Below are 19,393 nucleotides of genomic sequence, written 5' to 3' on the forward strand. Positions count from 1 at the left end.
CGTTCGCGCTTCACCTGCGCGATGCGGTCTACGGTGCATGAGCCGCCGACCCGGCAAGATGAAAGACGCTGACGGCGGACTCGAGCGACTGCGTTTGCTGACGCAACCCGACCGATGCCGCCGCCGATTGCTCGACGAGCGCCGCGTTGCGCTGCGTGATCTCCGATACTTGCCCGACCGCATCGTTGATCTGAGCGATCTGCGCACTTTGCCCGCGACTTGCGAGGACAATTTCGTCGAGCGTTTCGGTGAGGCGCGTGACGAACTGCTCGACCGTGCTCATCGTTTCGCCGGCACGGCTTGCCGTTTGGGTGGCGGTCGTGACCGTATCCAGCGAACGCTCGATGAGATCCTTGATTTCTCGGGCTGCGCCCGCGGCTCGCTGCGCGAGATTGCGCACTTCGGTGGCGACGACGGCGAACCCTCGGCCGTATTGCCCGGCGCGCGCCGCCTCCACCGAAGCGTTCAGCGCAATGATGTTGGTCTGAAACGCGATACCGTCGATCAGCGTGGTGATTTCCGCGATCTTGCTCGAGTGATCGCGCACCTGCGCCATGACTTCCACGGTCTTTTGCACCTCGCGCGCGGCCGTTTCGGCCGATTCCGCGGTCTCGTGGCCCGTGGCGTTCGCCCGCTCGGCACCGATCGCATTGCGTTCGGCCGTTTCGGTGATTTCGGCGAGGCTCGCCGTCGTCTGCTCGATCGCGCTCGCTTGCTCGTCGGTTCGATTGGCGAGATCGGCGGTGCCGTTCGCGAACTCCTGCGTGGCCCGTTCGATCACGTCGATCGAGACCTTCGCGTCGATCAGAATACCGACGAGTTTGGCGTTCATTTGATTGAGCATGCGGGCAAGGCCGCGCGCCTGCGCATCGCCGCTTTCAGGAAACAGCGCTTGAATGTGGCCGCACAGGACATCGAGCGCGCTGTCGTTGAGCGCCTTGAGCGGCCTCAACACCTCATGCATCAGATACAAGCCGGTGACCGCGGCCATGACGATACCGATCCCGCCCAGCACGGCACTGAGCGCAAACGCCGACATGCCGGCGACGAAAGGATGGGCCGCGGCGATCGTTTGCAACGCGAATAGCACGATGAGCAGCGCCATGACACCCCACAGGCGCAATGCAACCGGCAATCGCAGCACGCGGTCGATCGCCCCACGAATACCGATACGCACGACTTCTCCGCCCGCCAAGCGCACATTCCGGCCGTAGGGGTGACGCAAGACCTCGTAGAGATTTTCGGCCTCGTCGATCTGAGCGTCGGTAGGCCTCGTTCGCACGGCCATATAGCCGACCTTGCGTCCGTGCTCGAATACGGGGGTGACGTTTGCCACGACCCAATAGGGTTGCCCGTTTTTGCGTCGGTTTTTCAGCAGTCCGGTCCATGGCCGATCGCACTCGATCGTGGCCCATAGATCGCGAAACACCTCTTGCGGCATGTCGGGATGCCGGACCATATTGTGCGATTGCCCCGTCAATTCCTCGCGCGTGTAGCCGCTGCTTTTGACGAAGGCTTCGTTGACGTAGACGATGCGCCCCGTCGTGTCGGTGCGCGAGATGGTCACGTCCCGTTCGGACAAGTGATAATCCTCGCCCGCCGTAGCCAGGTTCTCGGTCATGATGATGGACGGTTCGCCAATGCTCGAAATGGATCGATTGCGCGCGTCGGGAAGACGTCACAGTGATACGCGCCGCGGCAAACCACCGCGCTCCCGACGAACCGGACTACGATACGGAAAAGGGTGCTGCGTCGGTTTGACGTAGGTCAAGACGACGCGCGGCCCATCGCCTACGAGGGATGCAAAAGGCGAATTCAGAGCGCCCTAAATGTCGCTCCTCGACCTGTAGGCAAATCTATGAACCACTCGTCGTCCATGGCTCAACCAGTGGCAACCCACCCCGAACCAATCGGATGCACACCCATCACGGCGGAAGACGTTTCCCTCGACGTCAACGCCAAAAAAGCCCAAACGAACGTCAATCGTCGACCCCAGCAACGGGGGGAACCGTTCGAATGCCACGAAATACCCTTTGACTTAGCTGACGATATGAACCCTCATCACAAATAAAATTTGAGATCAAACCACCTCGTTTTCTGACGTAAACCCCACTAGGAAACCCTTGATACACAACATAATCATAATCCCCAGATTTGAATTTTACATGTACAAAATTGAGATTTCCTCCATATATATCACTAATAGAAAATACACCATCCGGCGAGATGGATCCTGCAGGATATTCAAACTCGAGACGATCCGGTGCTCCGAAACGATATTTTATATATCCATTCTTCGGAGATACATTCCCCGAAGCACACAGCGATATTATCTTTTGACCGACCGGGCAACTAAAATACACCTCTTCGTGCGCCCGACACAGCGTCGCCTCTTGCGCGCGTGCAGATGCGGTCATCACAACAAGAATCGACAAACACAACATCGACGATAAGGCGCGCATCAATTGAAACCTCCCCAATCGTCAATCAAATCGAAATTTGAAACGCGAGCCTCATAACTATCAGTATTGAAATTGACGACAGCAGTGATATCATCTACGTGTTCGGAGGCCCTTCCTCGGTCAGCGATTTCCGCGAGACGATTCGTTACCCAAAAATATGCAGCCGATCTTGCCGCATACTTTGGTTGCAGCAGCAGATCTGGATCTTTCTCAAAGTCCACAACATCCTCCGGCCACTCGCCTTGATATTTTCTATTCCAATTCGTGAACCCCTTATAATTGGCGCGCCCCGTGAGTTGCTTCATTCCTCGTCCTCGGTAGCGCCATCCATCCCCACTGTCATAGTCCCCGTTACCCAAATCTGCGCGTCCGCCATAGGCGCCGTTCGCGATAGCCTCGAAGTCATCCTGCGTCATTCGTGCCCCGTTCGACTTGATCCCCTTAGTTTTTTCGTAACCATGCTCGACGGCTTTTTGAGGGTTTCTTTTGAAATACATAAAATTCGCAATCAGCGCATCCGCCCTCCAAACAAAAACTTCTTCGAGCACCAAAGATGCACCCGCCTCTTGCATTACTTGCGCGAAGAAATGCGCCCGACGAAGAGGGGAATCCAAGTTGTATATTTCGATGTGCGCGTTAAATTCGTTTACCAATTCCTGGATAATTTCAACACTCGCACCTGGAAATAAACGCCTCATCATCTGCGGCGTAAATTCGAACTCCCTGCCAAAAAAATTTCCGACCAGCGCGACCGGATTCACGTGAAAAACATACGGTGGCGGGAAACCGCCCACTCCCGCACGCACTTCATCCCACCACGTGAGCTTGTCGATCCTTTTGTGCTCCTCCTCGTGCTTCGGCTTCCGCCCCGTCTTGCTCTCGAGTTCCGTAGTTAGTTGTTTCCATTTCAACGGATTCGCCCATTCGCTTTCATGCTTGACGATCAGCCGCGACGCGGCCCGCATGTGCCACGGATAACCTTCGCCCTCCACCTTCGATAACGTGCACAACGCATCGGCAGCCTGCCTGCCGTCGCCCCTAGCGAACAGCGTGTCATAAACCGCCAACATCAGCGGCGAGAGCTTCGACCTCGATCCAGGTGTCTCAACATTGGCGCTGCTCGCGTAGTCAATCCAAGCGCTCGCGGCGGCGCAGATGGTGTGGACCGGGTCGTGCGTACCTTCGATACAGTTGAAATCGATCCATTCCTGCGCGAACTCGCGTGTGACGCGCCCGCCAGGGTGATTGAATTCGCGCACCCAGCCTTCGATCGGCTGCCCCAACGCGTTCGCGCTTTCGACATGCCACCAATTCACCTTCAGCTTGCAGAGCCGACACTCGTCCTGTTCGGTGAACTTCTTCTCGTTGTCGCGCTCGAGTTCCGCGAACGAGTACGTTTGAACCACGTCCGCCTTGGCCAGGTAGGGTTCCGCACCCGCGACAAACCGATCGTTCGGCGTCCGTTGATACAGCACCGTGCCCGGCTCGACCCGCAAAATAGTCGGATCGGATGGCAGTCCCAATGCCGCCCAGTCTTCTTTTCGCGCGCCGTGCTCATCTACCCAGCTCCGCCCGCGTTCGATGAACGATTTGATGCTGTCGTCGCAAAACACCTCCAGGTGGACCATGCGGGTGCCCGCTGTCGGCCGATCCTGCGAGTCGTATCGGCCGAGGTGACCGACCAAGTCGCCCGCCTTGATCGGAATGCCCGCGGCATCCGGCGCGCCCGGGTCACCCGCAAAAGCTGCTGCAATCGTTACGCATTCAAACGCCGACTCCGGCATGAACGCCTCCACGAGCGGTCCCCCGTTGTCTTCTCCCATGGAGATCCAGCCACCGATCGCCTCGGACGGCGAGACGAATCCTCCGGCAACCGGCGGATGCAACGACGGCCCATGGAAGTTCGTTATTTGCCCCCAGCCATTTTCCTGTTTGCCGATGCTGACACTTGCCCCCTGGGGAACAATGCCTATTGGCAATCCACTTCGAGGGCTCTTGCGTATCCCTAACCCTGCCTGCGCAGGGTCTGCGGACTGCCCCGTCCTTCCGGCCCTAGGCCGGTCATTCGCCCATTTCGTCACCCTCCATTGCACCGGCCAGTACGCCGGCTTCTGGCGTTTCGCGAAGTTCGCATAATCCTCGTAGGACATCAGGTGCATGTACAGGCTGTAGAACGTCAACGCCGCATCGCTCGGGAACGACATCGTGTGACGCACCAACGCGAAACCGGTGCTGTACGGCACCCCGATCGGCCGACCGTTTGCGTCGGTCCCCGCACTCTCCGGGTAGGTACGATTGATCCGATAGGCAATGACGTGCCCGTCGGCAATGCATCGCACGCCCGCGTCGAGATCGAACGATTGCCCGGCCCCGTTCTCGGTGACATGGACGCCTCCGTGCCACATGCCCTTTTTGCTGACGAGGTACGAACCCGACGGCTCGCGCGTGGCCAGCAACCGATAAATCTCATGCTCGTCGGTGAAGCGCGAGGATCCTCCCGCCTTCCCTCGGCCGTTGCGCAGGAAAGGAAAGGCGAACGACAACCGCTTTAGGCGCGTCTTGTCCGGCCGCGGTGGCTGCGGGCGTGATGGATGCTTCGGTCCGACGCTCGTCGTCATAGGATTGGCTCGCTCAGAAAATTCGAAGTGCGTCGCACCCGTCGCATCGCACAATGTGGCGCCGCGAATGACAGCCGGTACGCAGTTTTCGATTAAAGACCGCGCATTTCACAGCGTCGCCGTGTTAACGTCAAATCCATGACGATTTATTAAATCGATGAAAACGTATTCAACGTAGACTGCGGCCGATTTTCGAGAAAAGTCCGTCGTCATCAGCCTCTGCGAATGCCAGCTAAAATCCATGCAAGCCATTGTTTTTTCGTACGTTTTTCCACGCACACCCCAACGATCCCGGCTTTCGAGACAGCATCGAGCGAGCCGACGGATCACCTAGCCGCATTCGTCGAACGCAAACCGGATGCACCTCCGACCTGCGTATCTCAAATAACTTACGCGCCGGCATGCATAAGAAATGTATCGAATCGGCAAATCGCGGCAAATCCGAGCGAATCGACGTTGCAATGATCGCTTCAAAAACGTCGAATAAGAAGCGCAGGGAGTCGCAACAGGAAGGGGGACTTCAGGAGAACAGGCTGTGCGCAGAAGGCACCGTCCACGCGCGTCGGCGATCGAGCACGGTCGATCGCTCATCGCCAGGCGAACCGGTGGAACCCGCCAATCGCAGCGCGATCGGCAGGCAAGCTGCGGCGCGCGCTCAGCGCGGAAGGCGGTAGAAGAAAAAGACCGTGCTGCCCGCGAAGATGCCGAACAGCGAAAGGCCCATTGCCATAGCGAGATCCATGCTGGCTCCGGAACGGTTAGCGATTGAGGCTTCAGCGGATGGAGCGCGCCAAAGCGGCGACAGCCGGCAAATGCCCAGCCGCGCTACGGCGCAAAAAGACAAAATATCCGCACGCGACGCCATTATGACCCCGACCTCGCCCCGCCGGAAGCCGCAATTTCCCCAGCAGGGTTTTTCCCAAGCCCAAGCCGAGGCACAATCGCATGTCGCCGCGCCGTTAAGCCGCCGGCGATTCCGGCATCGAGCGCTATCCCTTCGAACTCCCTCATCGAACCCAGCCCACCATGACCGCTTCTCCAAACCAGGCCTTAGTCGACATCGCGCACGGGCCCTCGCGCCTCCAGTTGGCCCCGCAATCGGGCGGACGGCTGCTCAGTTGGCACATCGGCGATGCCGCCATCATCCACTGGCCGGAGCGAGCCGACTGGACGAACGTGGCGCGCGTACGCGGCGGCAATCCGCTGCTGTTCCCGTTCCTCGGCCGACACCGCGTCGACGGTCGCATCGGCGAGTGGCGCGACGGGCAAGGCGTCGTCCGCACGCTGCCGATGCACGGCTTCGCACGCGATCTGCCGTTCTCGCACGCGGTCGACGCCGACGGTCGCGGCATACGCATGACGCTCGCCGATACCGACGCCACGCGCGTCCAGTATCCGTTCGCGTTCCGCTTCGAGGCAGCGTATCGGCTAGTGGACACGCACGTGCTCGAAGTCGCGCTGAGCACGTCGAATCGCGGCGATACCCCGCTGCCCTACTACGCCGGCCACCATTTCTACTTCGCCTTGCCGCACACGTTGCGTGCGGAAACGACGCTCGCGTTGCCGCCGACGGCACGCCGCCGCCAACTCGAAGACGGATCGATCGGCAACCCGGAGCCGGGCGCTGCCAGCTACACCCTCGACAACGCGCAAATCGTCGACCGCTTCCATTGTCTGCAAGGCGTGCCGCCCCTGCCCGTGCGCCTCGACTGCCCGCCCCTCGCACGACGCATCGAGATCGAACTCGACCGCCCGGGTTCGGTACCCTGGTACGCGGTGACGACCTGGACCGAGGCCGACACCTCCGACTTCTATTGCGTCGAACCGTGGCTGGGATTGCCCGATGCGATCCATAACGGCCTCGGGCTGCGCTGGCTCGAGCCGGGCCGTACCGAAACGGCATCGCTGCGCATCCGCGTGTCCGACCTAGCCTGAACGGTTTTCGACCGGACGGCCACGTGTCCGAATTATCGCTTTCACGCGCATTCGTTCCCCCTAACCCCGTTACAATCGGACGTTTTGTCCGCCGCGCCGCAACATCGGCGCAGCGGCGTACGTCGAAGGGTCAAGCGAGGTTCAATGTTGCGGAAAACGATGATGCGGCTCGTCTATGTGCCGCTGGCGGCGGCGCTGGCCGCATGCGGGTCGGCGCCGGTCGCCCCCGGGTACTATCGGGTCGAGCGCGGCGACACCCTCACGAAGATCGCGCGCAGTCACCATGAGTCGGTTCAAAGCATCGTCCGCTGGAACGGCCTAGCGAATCCCGATTCGATCGAAGTCGGCCAAGTCCTGCGCGTCGTCCCACCGGGCAAAGCGGGCACCGCCGGCTCTGCCGTCCGCACGAGCCCGAGCACCGCTGCACCGTCCGCGGGCAGCGCCGCGGCATCGCGTGCGGCGCCCGATGCCGCGCCGCCGGCGCGCGGCATTTCGCTGATCTGGCCCACCACCGGCACGGTCGTACATGGCTTCGACGGGGTCAACTTCAAAGGGATCGACATCGCGAACACGGCAGGCACGCCGATCGTCGCCGCCGCGCCGGGTATCGTCGTCTATGCGGGCAACGGCTTGCGCGGCTACGGCAACTTGCTGATCGTCAAGCACGACGCCGACTTCCTCACGGCCTACGCGCATAATCGAACGCTGCTCGTGAAGGAAAACGATCGGGTGACGCAAGGCCAGAAGATCGCGGAGATGGGCGATACGGACAACGATCGCGTCGCGCTGCACTTCGAGTTGCGCTATGGGGGAACATCGATCGACCCGACGCGCTACCTGCCCTCGCGTTAGTGTCGAAGAAAAAAAGGCCCGGACGAGCCGGGCCAACGGGGGTTCGGCGCAGTGAGGCAAAGGACCGGTTCGCCATGCGCCGATTACAAATTTAACGATTCCGCAATACATTCACAATCGGTTTATTGAGGAAAACGCGGTAGTTGGCACATAGTGCCGAGATAATGTCATAGAAATGCGAAGCGATCGGGAAATTGCACGTTCATCGCGCCGGCGAAAACCCGCGGTAGCGGCCTAGAACCATGGCGGAGGCCGGCGGGACCGGCGACGACTCGAATTGCAGATAGTCGCGCCATTGATTCGCATTGGACTGACATAATCGCTGGCCGGCAATTGTTCTGTATTTTTGGAGTTTTTTTATCGGCTAATTGGCAAGCCGACCGAAGAACCGAAGATAAGAGGATTGAAGGAGACGCGACATGCTTACCCGAACCACCAGTTACGAAACGCTGCGCGCCGGCTTCGAGTGGCGCATCCCGCAGCGCTACAACATCGGCGTCGACGCTTGCGACAAGTGGGCCGACGGCACGAACCGCCTCGCACTTGTCTACGAACGGCGCGACGGCAGCGTAGTGCACTACGGCTTCGACGAACTCAAAGATCTGTCCAATCAACTGGCGCATAGCTTCGCGCGCCACGGCGTAGTGCGCGGCGAGCGCGTCGGCATCTTCCTGCCGCAAGCCCCGGAAACCGCGCTCGCCCATCTCGCCGCGTACAAGCTAGGTGCCATCGCCGTGCCCTTGTTCGCGCTGTTCGGCGTCGAAGCGTTGCAGTACCGCCTGTCCAACAGCGGCGCCGTCGCACTCGTTACCGATACGGCCGGCTTGCACAAGATCGAGCAGATCCGCGATTCGCTGCCCGAGCTGAAGACGATCTATTGCATCGACGGAGACGATGAGGTCCTGCAAGCGGCCCGCGTCCTGCCGTTCTGGTCGTCGCTCGAGCACGAACCGCGCGTGTTCGAACCGGTGGACACGAACGCCGACGATCCGGCCATCATCATCTATACGTCGGGCACCACCGGCAAACCGAAAGGGGCGCTCCACGCGCATCGGGTGCTGCTCGGACACTTGCCGGGCGTCGAGATGCCGCAAGCGTTCTTTCCCGAACACGCGCGGCTCATGTGGACACCCGCGGACTGGGCATGGATCGGCGGTTTGCTCGACGTGCTTCTGCCGTCTTGGCACCACGGCATTCCCGTACTAGCGCGCCGCTTCGAGAAGTTCGATGCCGAAGCGGCATTCGATCTGATGGCACGCCACCAGGTCACGCACGCCTTTCTGCCGCCGACGGCGCTCAAGATGCTGCGCACTGTCGAGAAGCCGCAAGAACGCTACGCGCTATCGCTCGTCGCCGTCTCGAGCGGCGGCGAATCCCTAGGCGAGGAACTGATCGAGTGGGGCCGCGCGGCGCTCGGCGTCACCCTCAACGAGTTCTACGGCCAAACCGAATGCAATGTCGTCGTCAGCTCGTGCAGCACGCTGTTCGAGCCGCGCATCGGTTCGATCGGCAAGGCCGTGCCGGGGCATCGCGTCGAAATCGTCGACGAGGCGGGCAACGTCCTGCCCGCCGGTACCGAAGGCAATATCGGCATCCACGCGCCCGATCCGGTCATGTTCCTCGACTATTGGCGCAACCCCGAGGCCACGCGCGAAAAGTTCGCCGGCGCCTACCTGGTCACGGGCGATATCGGCGTCATGGACACCGACGGTTTCATCCGCTTCGTCGGGCGCAACGACGACGTCATCACCAGCGCGGGCTACCGCATCGGCCCCGGGCCGATCGAGGATTGTCTGCTCGGCCATCCGGCCGTACGCATGGCGGCCGTGGTGGGCGTACCGGACGCGACCCGCACCGAAATCGTCAAGGCGTTCATCGTGCTAAACGCGGGATTCGAGCCGAGCGACGCGCTCGTGCGCGACATTCAAGACCACGTGCGCACGCGCCTGGCCGCCCACGAGTATCCGCGCGCGGTCGCCTTCGTCGATCAGTTGCCGATGACGGCCACGGGCAAAATCGTGCGCCGGGAGTTGCGCGCGCTCGGCTGACGGCCCACGCCAAGCGCCCGCAACCGACCGCAAACCGCCGGCACCGAAAGTCGAATGGCGTCGCGCGTTTGCGCGCTACGCCATCCGGCGCAAAACGCCGTCGCGCAGCAGGAAGTGGTGATAGAGCGCAGCCGCCACGTGCAAGCCGATCAGCACGAGCATGACCCACGCGAGCAGACGATGGGCATCGCCGAGCGCGTGGCCGAGCGCCGAGCCCGTCGGCGCGAGGGACGGCAAGTTCGCACCGAAGAGCGTCACCTGCCATCCGCGGGAAGACGCATTGACCCACCCCAGCACGGGCTGAACGATCAGCAGCAAATACAGCAAGCCATGCGTCAGATAGGCGATGCCGCGCGTGAGCGGCGTCCCTTCGGCGGGCCCCGGCTCCTTGCGCACGATGCGCCACAGGACGCGCACGATCATGACGGCAATGATGAAGGCGCCCAGATCGAGATGCACGACGATGAGTCCCACCGGCTTCGTGCCGCGGTGGATGCCCGGCATCGTCCATGCGACGATGTACTGCGCGATGAGCAGCAAAACGACGAGCCAATGCAGCAGGCGGGCGAACGGGTCGTATCTCGAAGCGGCGGGCGCACCAAACATGATGACCTCGTGGAGGGACGAAGAGATGGATTATAGTGACGACCCTCGAGCACGTACCCTGCCACCGCCATGACTTCCCCCGAGCGCCCCGACCAAGCCGCCGATGCCGCCCATAGTGCCGGCCACAGCCCGCTTTACCTCAAGTTGCTAGCCGAAACGGCGAAAATCGCGTGGCCCGAACTCGAACGCTTTTTTGCGCGCGGCATGCTGCTGTGCGTCGCACGCGATCTCGACCTCGTCACGGTGGCCGCGGCCATCGCCGAGGACGATACCACGCAAATCACGCAGTGGCTGGCATCCGGGCTCGTTCAGCGCATGCAAGCGGAAACGGCCGCCGATTACGCGGCACGCGATCCCCAATTGTGGGCGGTCGTCGTCTCGCCGTGGGTGTGCGTGCAAGAGCGCGGCTGATGCACGCATTTCGCGCGGCGTGTCCTAGTATGTAGCTACGCGACCCCATCATCGCGAAAGGAGGCTGCCATGGATGCTGAATCGATCGCCGGCCTGGTAGGACTGGGCGTCGGGCTGCTCGTGCTGCTTGCGCTCACGGTCTTCGAATCGCGCTCGTACAAACGCGAGCACAACGGCGAAGGCATGATCCACCACTGGCTCGCCGAGCATCACATGCTGGGCTGGCACCGTCCGAAGCACTGACGCGCGCCGCGCTCCACATCGCGCCGGCATGATACCGACACGCCGGCGGACACCGTGCGAATGCCCCCGCGCACGCACGCGGGGGTTACGTATGCGCGAATTTGCGCAATGTCGCCATCTCCAACGCCAGCGTCGCGGGCAATTCGTCATGCAGAAAATCGACCCACGTGCGGATCTTGGCATCGAGGTATTGCCGCGACGGATAGAGCGCGAAGATGTTCAACGGCATCAACGTGTATTCGGGCAATACCCAGACCAATTCCCCGCTTTCGAGCCAGCGCATCGCCGAGTAGGTCGGCAAAACGGCAATCCCCATCCCTTCGCGAACGGCAACGGCCATGGAATCGGCGCTGTTCACCTGAAAGGCCGGCGCCGAAACCGTATAGGACTCCGTCCCGTTCGGACCATCGAAATTCCACTTATCGAAGACCGAGGTAGGCGTCACGATACGCAAGCAAGCATGATTGACGAGATCGGCCGGCGTGCGCGGCACGCCTCGGCGCTCGAGGTATGACGGCGCGGCGCAGGCGATGCTGAACACGCTGCCGAGTCGCTGCGAAATCAACCCCGAATCCGGCAGGTTATGGCCCACCACGACCGAAACGTCGTAGCCTTCGTCGAGCAGGTCCGGAAATCTCTGGGCCATCGTCATGTCGACCGAGACGTCGGGATAGCGCTGCTGGTAGCGTCCCACCGCCGGCACGATGTAGCGCGCACCGAAGCTGCCCATCGTGTGCAGCCGAAGCTTGCCCGACGGCCGGGCATGAGCGTCGCTCGCCTCGGCCTCGGCTTGCTCGACGTACGCAAGGATTTGCTGACAGCGCTGCAAATACCGCTCGCCCGCCTCGGTCAGCGCGATGCGCCGCGTCGTGCGGTTCAACAGACGCGTGTGCAAATGCGCTTCGAGGTCGGAGACGGCGCGCGAAGCGTAGGCGGTTGTTGTGTTCAGATGCTGCGCCGCCGCCGTGAAGCTGCCCGACTCGACCACGCGTGCGAACACGCGCATGTTTTGAAGCGTATCCATACTCCACCCTTTCGTCCTGTTCCGGCCATTTCGCACCGCGATTGTTGCGATTGTTGCACATCCAGCAATGTCGATTATCTCAAAAGAGGTAAGAATGCATTGCATCCTTGCGGCTTATTCGATAATCCCCCCAAAAATATAATCGATTCCGTTCAATAACGTCGCCGAAGGGAGAGAATCGTGCGAGTGCCGATCGACAGAGTGCTTGTGGCTGGCGGTTTTTTTGCACTGTTGGCGACAATGGCTGGCTGCGCGAGCACGCACGGCATTGCGCCGCAGCAAAGCGCGCTCGATCCGTCCTCGCTCGACGTCGGCGCCGCGGTACGCGCGGCCGATCGCAGTGCACAGTGGCCGGATTCCGATTGGTGGCGCCGATATGGCGATACGCAGCTCGATTCGCTCGTGGGCGCGGCCATCGCGGGCAATCCGAGCCTCGCGGCCGCCGACGCACGCGTGCGTGAAGCGAACTCGCTTGCCGGCGTGGCGGCGGCCGCCCTCGAGCCGCACGTGACGGGCGATCTGTCCATCGCGCGCCACCACTGGGCCAACAATCCCCGCTATTACGGCCCCGGCACGCTCGCGGACCAAACGACCTGGAACAACACCGGCACCCTTGGATTGTCGTACCACCTGGATCTGTGGGGTGGCGACGAACGCGCGCACGAGCGCACGCTCGATACGGTGCACGAACGCGCGGCTGACGAGCGTGCGGCCCGGCTCGAACTCGAAGTCAATCTCGTCCGTGCCTACGTCGATTTTTCCAAGCAGTTTGCGCTGCTCGACATCGCCACCGATACACTGGCGCGCCAGCAACAGCTGTCGGCACTCGCGCGGCGCCGTTTGGCCGGCGGTATCGGCACGCAACTCGAAGTGAGCCAGGCCGACGCGCCGCTGCCCGAGTACGAACGCCAGATCGAAGCCGTGCGCGAAGCGATCGAGCTGGACCGCAATCAGCTCGCCGCGCTGACGGGCCAGGGCCCCGGCGCCGGCGCGGCGCTCACCCGGCCGGCGCTCGTGCTCGATGCGCCCGTCGCCCTGCCCTCCGTCCTGCCGGCGGAACTCATCGGGCATCGGCCGGACGTCGTCGCTGCGCGCTGGGCCGTCGCGGGTGCCGCGCGCGGTATCGACGTCGCGCATGCCGCGTTCTACCCCAATATCGATTTGATGGCATCGCTGGGCGGGTTCGCAGTCGGCGGGGCTCTGTTTCAATTTCTGCACGCCGGCAACGGCGCCTGGACCGCGGGTCCGGCCCTTTCGCTACCGATCTTCGATGGCGGCGCGCTGCGCGGCCGGCTGGGCGCGGCGGCGGCAGGCTACGACGAGGCCGTCGATCATTACAATGCGACCGTCGTCGCGGCGCTCAAGCAGATCGCCGACGAGATCGTCCAATTGCATTCGCTCGCAACCCAGCAAGACGACGCCGAGCGCTCGGCGAGCGCGGCCGAGCGCAGCTATCGGCTCGCCCAAGTCGGCTATCAGCGCGGCTTGAACGATTACGTCAACGTAATCGTTAGCGAAACGCAGTGGCTGGCGGCGCGTCAGGGCGTCGCCCAGGTGCGGGCGGCGCGGCTGGCGGCCTATGCCTCGCTGATGGGCGCGCTGGGCGGCGGGCTCGCGGTGCCCGCCGACGGGCCGGCCGCCGACACGATGCAACCCACGCCGCACCGTGCGTTCGGCAGCGGCATCGCGCGCTCGCTCGCGCCCGCAAGCGCCACCGCGGCGCCCTCGCCCGAGGTTGCCGGCGATATCGCCGACCGCACGCGCCAACGCACCGGCGACATTCGCGGCGAATCGCGTTAGGACGAGCGCCATGGCCGATACCCGACGTTCATTGCCCGCGCTGCCCGCCGCCTTGTCCGACTGGGCTCGTACGGACGGGCTCACCTGGATCTACGTGTTCAAGGCGCTCGCCGCGGCATTTCTCGCGCTCTGGATCGCCATGCGGCTCGACCTGCCGCAACCGCGCACGGCGATGACGACCGTCTTCATCGTGATGCAGCCGCAAAGCGGCGCCATCCTCGCGAAGAGCTTTTACCGGATCGGCGGCACCCTCGTGGGCCTGGTCGCGACGCTCGTGTTGATCGCCGTATTCGCGCCGCAACGAGAACTGTTTCTCGGCGCGCTGGCGCTGTGGACCGGCATATGTACCGCCGGCGCGGCGCGCAACCGCAACTTTCGCTCGTATGGCTTTTTGCTGGCGGGGTACACGGCCGCGCTGATCGGCATTCCCGCCGCCCAGCACCCGGACGGCGCCTTTCTTTCGGCGCTCACCCGCGCGGCGGAGGTCACGCTCGGCGTCCTGTGCGCGGGGTTCGTCGGCGCGCTGGTGTTGCCGCAGCATGCCAGCACGCAAATGCGTTCGACGGTCCGCGCGCGCTTTTCGGCATTCGTCGAATACGTCGCGGCCGCGCTCGCGGGACAGGTCGATCGCGAGCAGATCGAACGTCAGAACGCGCGCTTTCTCGCGGAAATCGTCGGCTTCGAGGCAATGCGCAGCGTTGCGGTCTTCGAAGGCCCGGAGACGCGCGGCCGCGGCGGACGCCTCGCTCGCTTGAACAGCGAGTTCATGACCGCCTCCACGCGCTTTCATGCCTTGCATCAACTGATGAACCGCTTGCGCGCGGCCGGCACGACACAGACCGTGGACGCGCTGGAGCCGTATTTCAAGGAATTGGCGCCGTTGCTGCACTCGCCCGGCGAGCCTGTCCTGACGGCGCGCGATGCCGCCGGCTCCGCAAGCAAACTCGAAGCGTTCAAGGCCGCCTTGCCGCGGCGCGTGCACGAGGCACGCGCGCGGCTCGCCGAGCAGCCGGGCTTCGACCTGCTCGACTTCGACACGGCGTCCGAGCTGCTCTATCGCTTCGTCGCCGATATGCACGCCTACGTGCTGACCTACGCGTCGCTCGCCACCACGACACACCCGCGCGAACGGTCGCCCGAACGCTACGAACCGAAGACGAACGCCATGCTCACGCTCGTGGCCGGAATACGCGGCGCGATCGTGATGGCCGCCCTGAGCGCGTTTTGGATCGCGTCGTCCTGGCCGAACGGTTCGATGCTCGTGCTCAACGCGGCCGCGGTGTGCGCGCTCGCGTCGTCCTCGCCGCACCCCACTCGCATGGCCTTTCAGATGGCCGGCGGCATGGTGCTCGCCGCGCTCGTGGGCTTCCTGGTCGTGTTCGGCGTCTACCCCCGCATCGACGGTTTCCCGCTGCTGTGCCTGGCGCTCACCCCGGCCCTCGCGCTCGGTATCTCGATGACGACGCGGCCCAAGCTTGCGGGGTACGGCGCCGGTTACTGCATCTTTTTTTGCGTGCTGGCCGGCCCAGACAACCTCGTTCTCTACGATCCGGCCGGCTATGCGAACGACGCGCTCGCGCTCGCGCTGTCGATGGTCGTGAGCGCCGTCGCCTTCGCCGTTCTGCTGCCGCCTTCGACGCCTTGGCTGCGCGGCCATCTGCTCGCCGACCTGCGGCGCCAAGTCGTGCTGGCCTGCAAAGCGCCGCTCGAGCGCGTGCGCTCCCGCTTCGAAAGCCGGGCGCGCGATCTCGCCTTTCAAGCGCATGCCCTGATGGAACACGAACCGAGCGAACAGCGCGACGCGCTCGCTTGGCTCCTGGCGGTGTTGGAAGTCGGGCATGCCGTGATCGATCTGCGTCGCGAGCTGAGCACCCTGCCGGGCGACGCACGATATGCGTCCACGATGCCCTGGCGGCGCAGCATTTCGTCCGCGGGCAAGGCGCTGACCGCCCTCTTCGCGCGCCCAAGCGACTCGCGCCTGGATGCCGCGCTGGCAGCGAACTTCGATGCGATCGCTGCGACCCAGCAGGCACTCGCGGCATTCGCGCCGCCGCGCGAAGACCGTCACCGCTTGCAACGCATCCTGAGCTACCTGCACTTCGTGCGCACGGCGCTCATCGACCCTCAATCGCCGCTGGCGCGCTATGCGGGCGCAGCGACGGCCCGAAGGAGCTGACCATGCATCGCGAGATCGCCATTCTCGGCGCGTTCATTCCCGCACTCGTCCCGCTTTGCATCGGCGGGGCGGCGTTGACCTGGCTCGTGGATCGCCTGCTGGCCCAGGTCGGGCTTTATCGCTGGGTCTGGCACCCCGCGCTCTTTCGCGCGAGCCTGCTCGTTTGTATCTGCGGCGTGCTCGGCCTCGCCGTTTATCGCTGATCGTCCATTCGCTGATCGTCCTTTTTTTAGACTTCAATCATGACGCTTCGACAACTGATCGGATTCATCGCCACCGCGCTGCTGCTCGTGCTCGCGCTGGTTATCGGCCATCGTCTTTGGGTCCACTACATGGACGAGCCATGGACGCGCGACGGGCGCGTGCGCGCGCAAATCGTCGGCGTGGCGCCCGACGTCTCGGGCGCTGTTGTCGCGCTGCCGGTGGCCGACAACATGTTCGTCAAGAAAGGCCAAGTCCTGATGAAAATCGATCCGGCGCACTACCAAGTGGCCGTGGAGCAGGCCGAAGCGGCGGTGGCCGCACGCCGCGCCGAATGGCAAATGCGTCGCGCCGACGCCGCACGGCGCGCCGACATGGACAGCCTCGTCGTATCGAAGGAAAACCGGGAAAACGCCTCGAGTGCCGCGGCCAGCGCGCAAGCGCAATATCAACAGGCCCTGGCAGCGCTCGACGCCGCCAAGCTCAATCTTTCCCGCACGACGGTCGTCTCGCCCGTGGACGGTTACGTCACGAATCTATCGGTGTTCCAAGGCGACTATGCGACCGCCGGTACCCCCAAGCTCGCCATCGTCGACAGCCATTCGTTTTGGGTCTACGGCTATTTCGAGGAAACGAAACTGCCGCGCGTGAAGCTCGGCGATCGGGCGGAAATCCGCCTGATGAGCGGCGGCGTCTTGCAAGGCCACGTCGAAAGCATCTCGCGCGGGATCTACGACCGCGACAACCCGCAAAGCCGCGACCTCGTGGCCGACGTCAACCCGACCTTCAATTGGGTACGGCTCGCGCAGCGCGTGCCGGTGCGCATTCGCATCGACCGCATCCCCGACGGGCTCATTCTTTCGGCGGGGACGACTTGCACGGTGGTGATATCGCCCTCGGCCTCCCCGGCGCACTAAGCGCGAGCGAGACAGGCGCTAAAAGCGCTAAAGGGCCGCGGGCCGCTCGATAGGAGCGGCCCGCGGCCTTTGACGGCGCCGTCGGCCGAGCGGGTGGACCGCCAAAGCGACGGGGCGTTCGATCAACGTCCGGCGTGCAGCTTGAACTGACCGACGAGGCGTTTGAGCGCCTGCGCTTGGTCGTCGAGCGAACGCGCGGCGGCGGTCGCCTCTTCGACGAGCGCGGCGTTTTGCTGCGTGCCGGCGTCCATCTGGGTGACGGCGCGATTCACTTCCTCGATACCGGCGCTTTGCTCGGACGAAGCGGCCGAGATTTCGCCCATGATGTCGGTCACGCGCTTCACCGCCTTGACCACCTCGTCCATCGTCTGCCCCGCGTCGGTGGCGAGGCTGGAGCCGTTCGCGACGCGTTCCAGCGACGTGTTGATGAGCGTCTTGATCTCCTTGGCCGCTGCCGCGCTGCGCTGCGCGAGCGAACGCACTTCGCCGGCCACGACCGCGAAGCCGCGGCCCTGCTCGCCGGCCCGCGCCGCTTCCACGGCCGCGTTCAGCGCCAAGATGTTCGTCTGGAACGCGATACCGTCGATGACGCCGATGATGTCGCCGATGCTCTTCGCGCTATCGTTGATTTCGCCCATCGTCGTGACGACGCGCGACACGACATCGCCGCAGGTCGAGGCGATCTCCGACGCGTTGTTGGCCAGCGTGCTCGCTTGCTTGGCATTGTCGGCGTTTTGCTTCACGGTCGAGGTGAGTTCTTCCATGCTCGTTGCGGTCCGCTCGAGCGAGACGGCCTGCTGCTCGGTGCGTTGCGACAAATCGAGGTTGCCCATCGAGATTTCGCTGGCCGCCGAGGAGATCGCCTCGGCGCTCGCGGCGATTTCGCCGACGGTCGCGGCCAGCCCCGTTTGCATTTCCGTCAATGCGTACAGCACGCTCGAGTTGTCCTTCTTGCCGAGCCGGATATGGTTCGACAGGTCGCCCGCCGCGATATGGCTCGCGATCTCCTTCGCGTAGCCCGGTTCGCCGCCGAGCTGGCGGGTGAGGCGGCGCACGACCCACTCGCTGACGACGAACGCCAACACGATCAGCCCGATCGTCATGGCCGCGATCATGACGAAGGACGACTTGAAGATGAACGCCGAGGTGTCGATCGTGGCCTTGGCCGCGGTGCCGCGGCGCTCCACCAGTTCGTCCACGAGCTTTTCCAGCTTGCCCGTTTCGACGAGCAGCGAAACGTCCTGCATGCCGACCTGCCAGTTCATTTGCGACAAATCGAGCGACTGCGCCTTCACGAGCGTCACGAACGTGCGCAAGTGGCCGGCCCAGGCGTTCACGGCCGCTTCGAATTTCTTTTGCTGGGCAATGCCTTCGGCGTCGGAAACGTCGGTGTACTGCTGCAGCGTTTTCTGCTCGCCGTTGATGGCGCTCAGCCCTTTCTCGATATCCTCGCCGAGTTCGTCGCGTTCCTTGGCCGTCGTCGCGGTCAGCAGCATCTTCTGCGCACGGCTTGCGCGCAGCACGTTCGCGCGCACTTCCTCGGCCGCGCGGCTCGCGACGTGGCCCTGTTCATAGATCGACTTCGTCGAACCGTTCAGGCGCTCGATTTGCGCCAGCGAAAACACCCCGATCGCGAACGTGCCCACGAGCACGACGGCGAACGCCAGGCGCAGCGAGGCCTTGACCGACAACCCGCTCAGCCTCGAGCTCGCGGCACGCTTTTTCGACTGACCGCCGGCCCCCGCGCTGTCCGGAACGAAGCCTGCCCCCGACCGCCTACCCAGCGAAACTGCCTTCATATGAACTCCCTTCTTTTCTATCGCTCGTCGCCGTGGGTAGGGCGACGCAATTCTGGAATGACCTTCTCGGGTCAACGGCATTTCACGTGCACTTCTTTAGTGCGCGAGCACCTATGTAAACCCGGTATCGGCGGCTCATGGCGCGCCGGCGGCGGTCCGACGATGGCTTTATAACCGGACAAAAAGACACTGCGATAAAAACCGCCCGATCGGCAGGTCGTGTCCCATCTGTCTCTTTCACAACAAAATTTGTCCGGCTTGTCCATTCAAGACAAATTACACTCGAACCGGTACGAAGACT

General features: G+C 63.2%; 15 protein-coding genes. 9 read left to right on the forward strand and 6 right to left on the reverse strand.

Going from position 1 to position 19,393, the window contains the following annotated elements:
- Positions 1-28: 28 nt before the first annotated feature.
- The 3 genes from ACTHN9_RS16375 to ACTHN9_RS16385 all read right to left on the reverse strand — a co-directional run bounded on the left by ACTHN9_RS16375 (position 29) and on the right by ACTHN9_RS16385 (position 5,080).
- Complete coding sequence (locus tag ACTHN9_RS16375; RefSeq protein WP_440537826.1) at positions 29-1,621, reverse strand: methyl-accepting chemotaxis protein; 1,593 nt, start codon at positions 1,619-1,621, stop codon at positions 29-31.
- Positions 1,622-1,979: 358 nt separating this feature from the next.
- Positions 1,980-2,417, reverse strand: coding sequence for a hypothetical protein (locus ACTHN9_RS16380; protein WP_440537827.1), 438 nt, complete (start codon positions 2,415-2,417; stop codon positions 1,980-1,982).
- Between the two features lie 44 nt (positions 2,418-2,461).
- Complete coding sequence (locus tag ACTHN9_RS16385; RefSeq protein ID WP_440537828.1) at positions 2,462-5,080, reverse strand: glycoside hydrolase family 19 protein; 2,619 nt, start codon at positions 5,078-5,080, stop codon at positions 2,462-2,464.
- 1,026 nt (positions 5,081-6,106) lie between these two features.
- Between ACTHN9_RS16385 and ACTHN9_RS16390 the strand changes: the two genes are divergently transcribed.
- The 3 genes from ACTHN9_RS16390 (at position 6,107) to ACTHN9_RS16400 (ending at position 9,915) form a co-directional block, all read left to right on the forward strand.
- Positions 6,107-7,015 (forward strand): aldose epimerase family protein, encoded by a 909-nt coding sequence (locus ACTHN9_RS16390; RefSeq protein ID WP_440537829.1) that lies wholly within the window; start codon positions 6,107-6,109, stop codon positions 7,013-7,015.
- 144 nt (positions 7,016-7,159) lie between these two features.
- Positions 7,160-7,867, forward strand: coding sequence for a peptidoglycan DD-metalloendopeptidase family protein (locus ACTHN9_RS16395; protein WP_440537830.1), 708 nt, complete (start codon positions 7,160-7,162; stop codon positions 7,865-7,867).
- Between the two features lie 419 nt (positions 7,868-8,286).
- Entirely contained in the window at positions 8,287-9,915 is a 1,629-nt protein-coding gene (locus ACTHN9_RS16400) for an acyl-CoA synthetase (RefSeq protein WP_440537831.1), read from the forward strand.
- A gap of 75 nt (positions 9,916-9,990) precedes the next feature.
- Here the strand turns inward: ACTHN9_RS16400 and ACTHN9_RS16405 are convergent, their stop codons facing one another.
- The gene (locus ACTHN9_RS16405; protein ID WP_440537832.1) at positions 9,991-10,521 is read right to left on the reverse strand and encodes a cytochrome b; all 531 of its coding nucleotides are present in this window, start codon (positions 10,519-10,521) and stop codon (positions 9,991-9,993) included.
- 69 nt (positions 10,522-10,590) lie between these two features.
- On the opposite strand from ACTHN9_RS16405, the gene ACTHN9_RS16410 reads away from it, so the two are divergent.
- Both ACTHN9_RS16410 and ACTHN9_RS16415 read left to right on the forward strand, forming a co-directional pair.
- Positions 10,591-10,932 carry a DUF2288 domain-containing protein gene (locus tag ACTHN9_RS16410; protein ID WP_440537833.1) on the forward strand — a complete coding sequence of 114 codons (342 nt, stop codon included), beginning with the start codon at positions 10,591-10,593 and terminating at the stop codon, positions 10,930-10,932.
- A gap of 69 nt (positions 10,933-11,001) precedes the next feature.
- Positions 11,002-11,175 (forward strand): hypothetical protein, encoded by a 174-nt coding sequence (locus ACTHN9_RS16415; protein ID WP_440537834.1) that lies wholly within the window; start codon positions 11,002-11,004, stop codon positions 11,173-11,175.
- 85 nt (positions 11,176-11,260) lie between these two features.
- On the opposite strand, the gene ACTHN9_RS16420 is transcribed toward ACTHN9_RS16415, so the two are convergent.
- Positions 11,261-12,199, reverse strand: a complete 939-nt coding sequence (locus ACTHN9_RS16420; protein WP_440537835.1) for a LysR family transcriptional regulator — start codon at positions 12,197-12,199, stop codon at positions 11,261-11,263.
- A 180-nt stretch (positions 12,200-12,379) separates the two neighbouring features.
- Between ACTHN9_RS16420 and ACTHN9_RS16425 the strand changes: the two genes are divergently transcribed.
- Genes ACTHN9_RS16425 through ACTHN9_RS16440 form a run of 4 tightly spaced genes read left to right on the forward strand, consistent with a single transcriptional unit; the run spans position 12,380 to position 17,293 of the window.
- Positions 12,380-13,999 carry an efflux transporter outer membrane subunit gene (locus tag ACTHN9_RS16425; protein ID WP_440537836.1) on the forward strand — a complete coding sequence of 540 codons (1,620 nt, stop codon included), beginning with the start codon at positions 12,380-12,382 and terminating at the stop codon, positions 13,997-13,999.
- Positions 14,000-14,009: 10 nt separating this feature from the next.
- On the forward strand, positions 14,010-16,175 hold the full coding sequence (locus tag ACTHN9_RS16430) for an FUSC family protein (protein ID WP_440537837.1): 2,166 nt from the start codon (positions 14,010-14,012) through the stop codon (positions 16,173-16,175).
- Between the two features lie 2 nt (positions 16,176-16,177).
- Positions 16,178-16,378 carry a DUF1656 domain-containing protein gene (locus ACTHN9_RS16435; protein ID WP_440537838.1) on the forward strand — a complete coding sequence of 67 codons (201 nt, stop codon included), beginning with the start codon at positions 16,178-16,180 and terminating at the stop codon, positions 16,376-16,378.
- Positions 16,379-16,417: 39 nt separating this feature from the next.
- Entirely contained in the window at positions 16,418-17,293 is an 876-nt protein-coding gene (locus ACTHN9_RS16440; protein WP_440537839.1) for an efflux RND transporter periplasmic adaptor subunit, read from the forward strand.
- A 122-nt stretch (positions 17,294-17,415) separates the two neighbouring features.
- Here ACTHN9_RS16440 and ACTHN9_RS16445 read toward each other — a convergent pair whose 3' ends face one another.
- Positions 17,416-19,092, reverse strand: coding sequence for a methyl-accepting chemotaxis protein (locus ACTHN9_RS16445; protein ID WP_440537840.1), 1,677 nt, complete (start codon positions 19,090-19,092; stop codon positions 17,416-17,418).
- Positions 19,093-19,393: the final 301 nt, after the last annotated feature.

The organism is Trinickia sp., assembly GCF_051953405.1.
In the GTDB taxonomy this organism is placed as follows: domain Bacteria; phylum Pseudomonadota; class Gammaproteobacteria; order Burkholderiales; family Burkholderiaceae; genus Trinickia.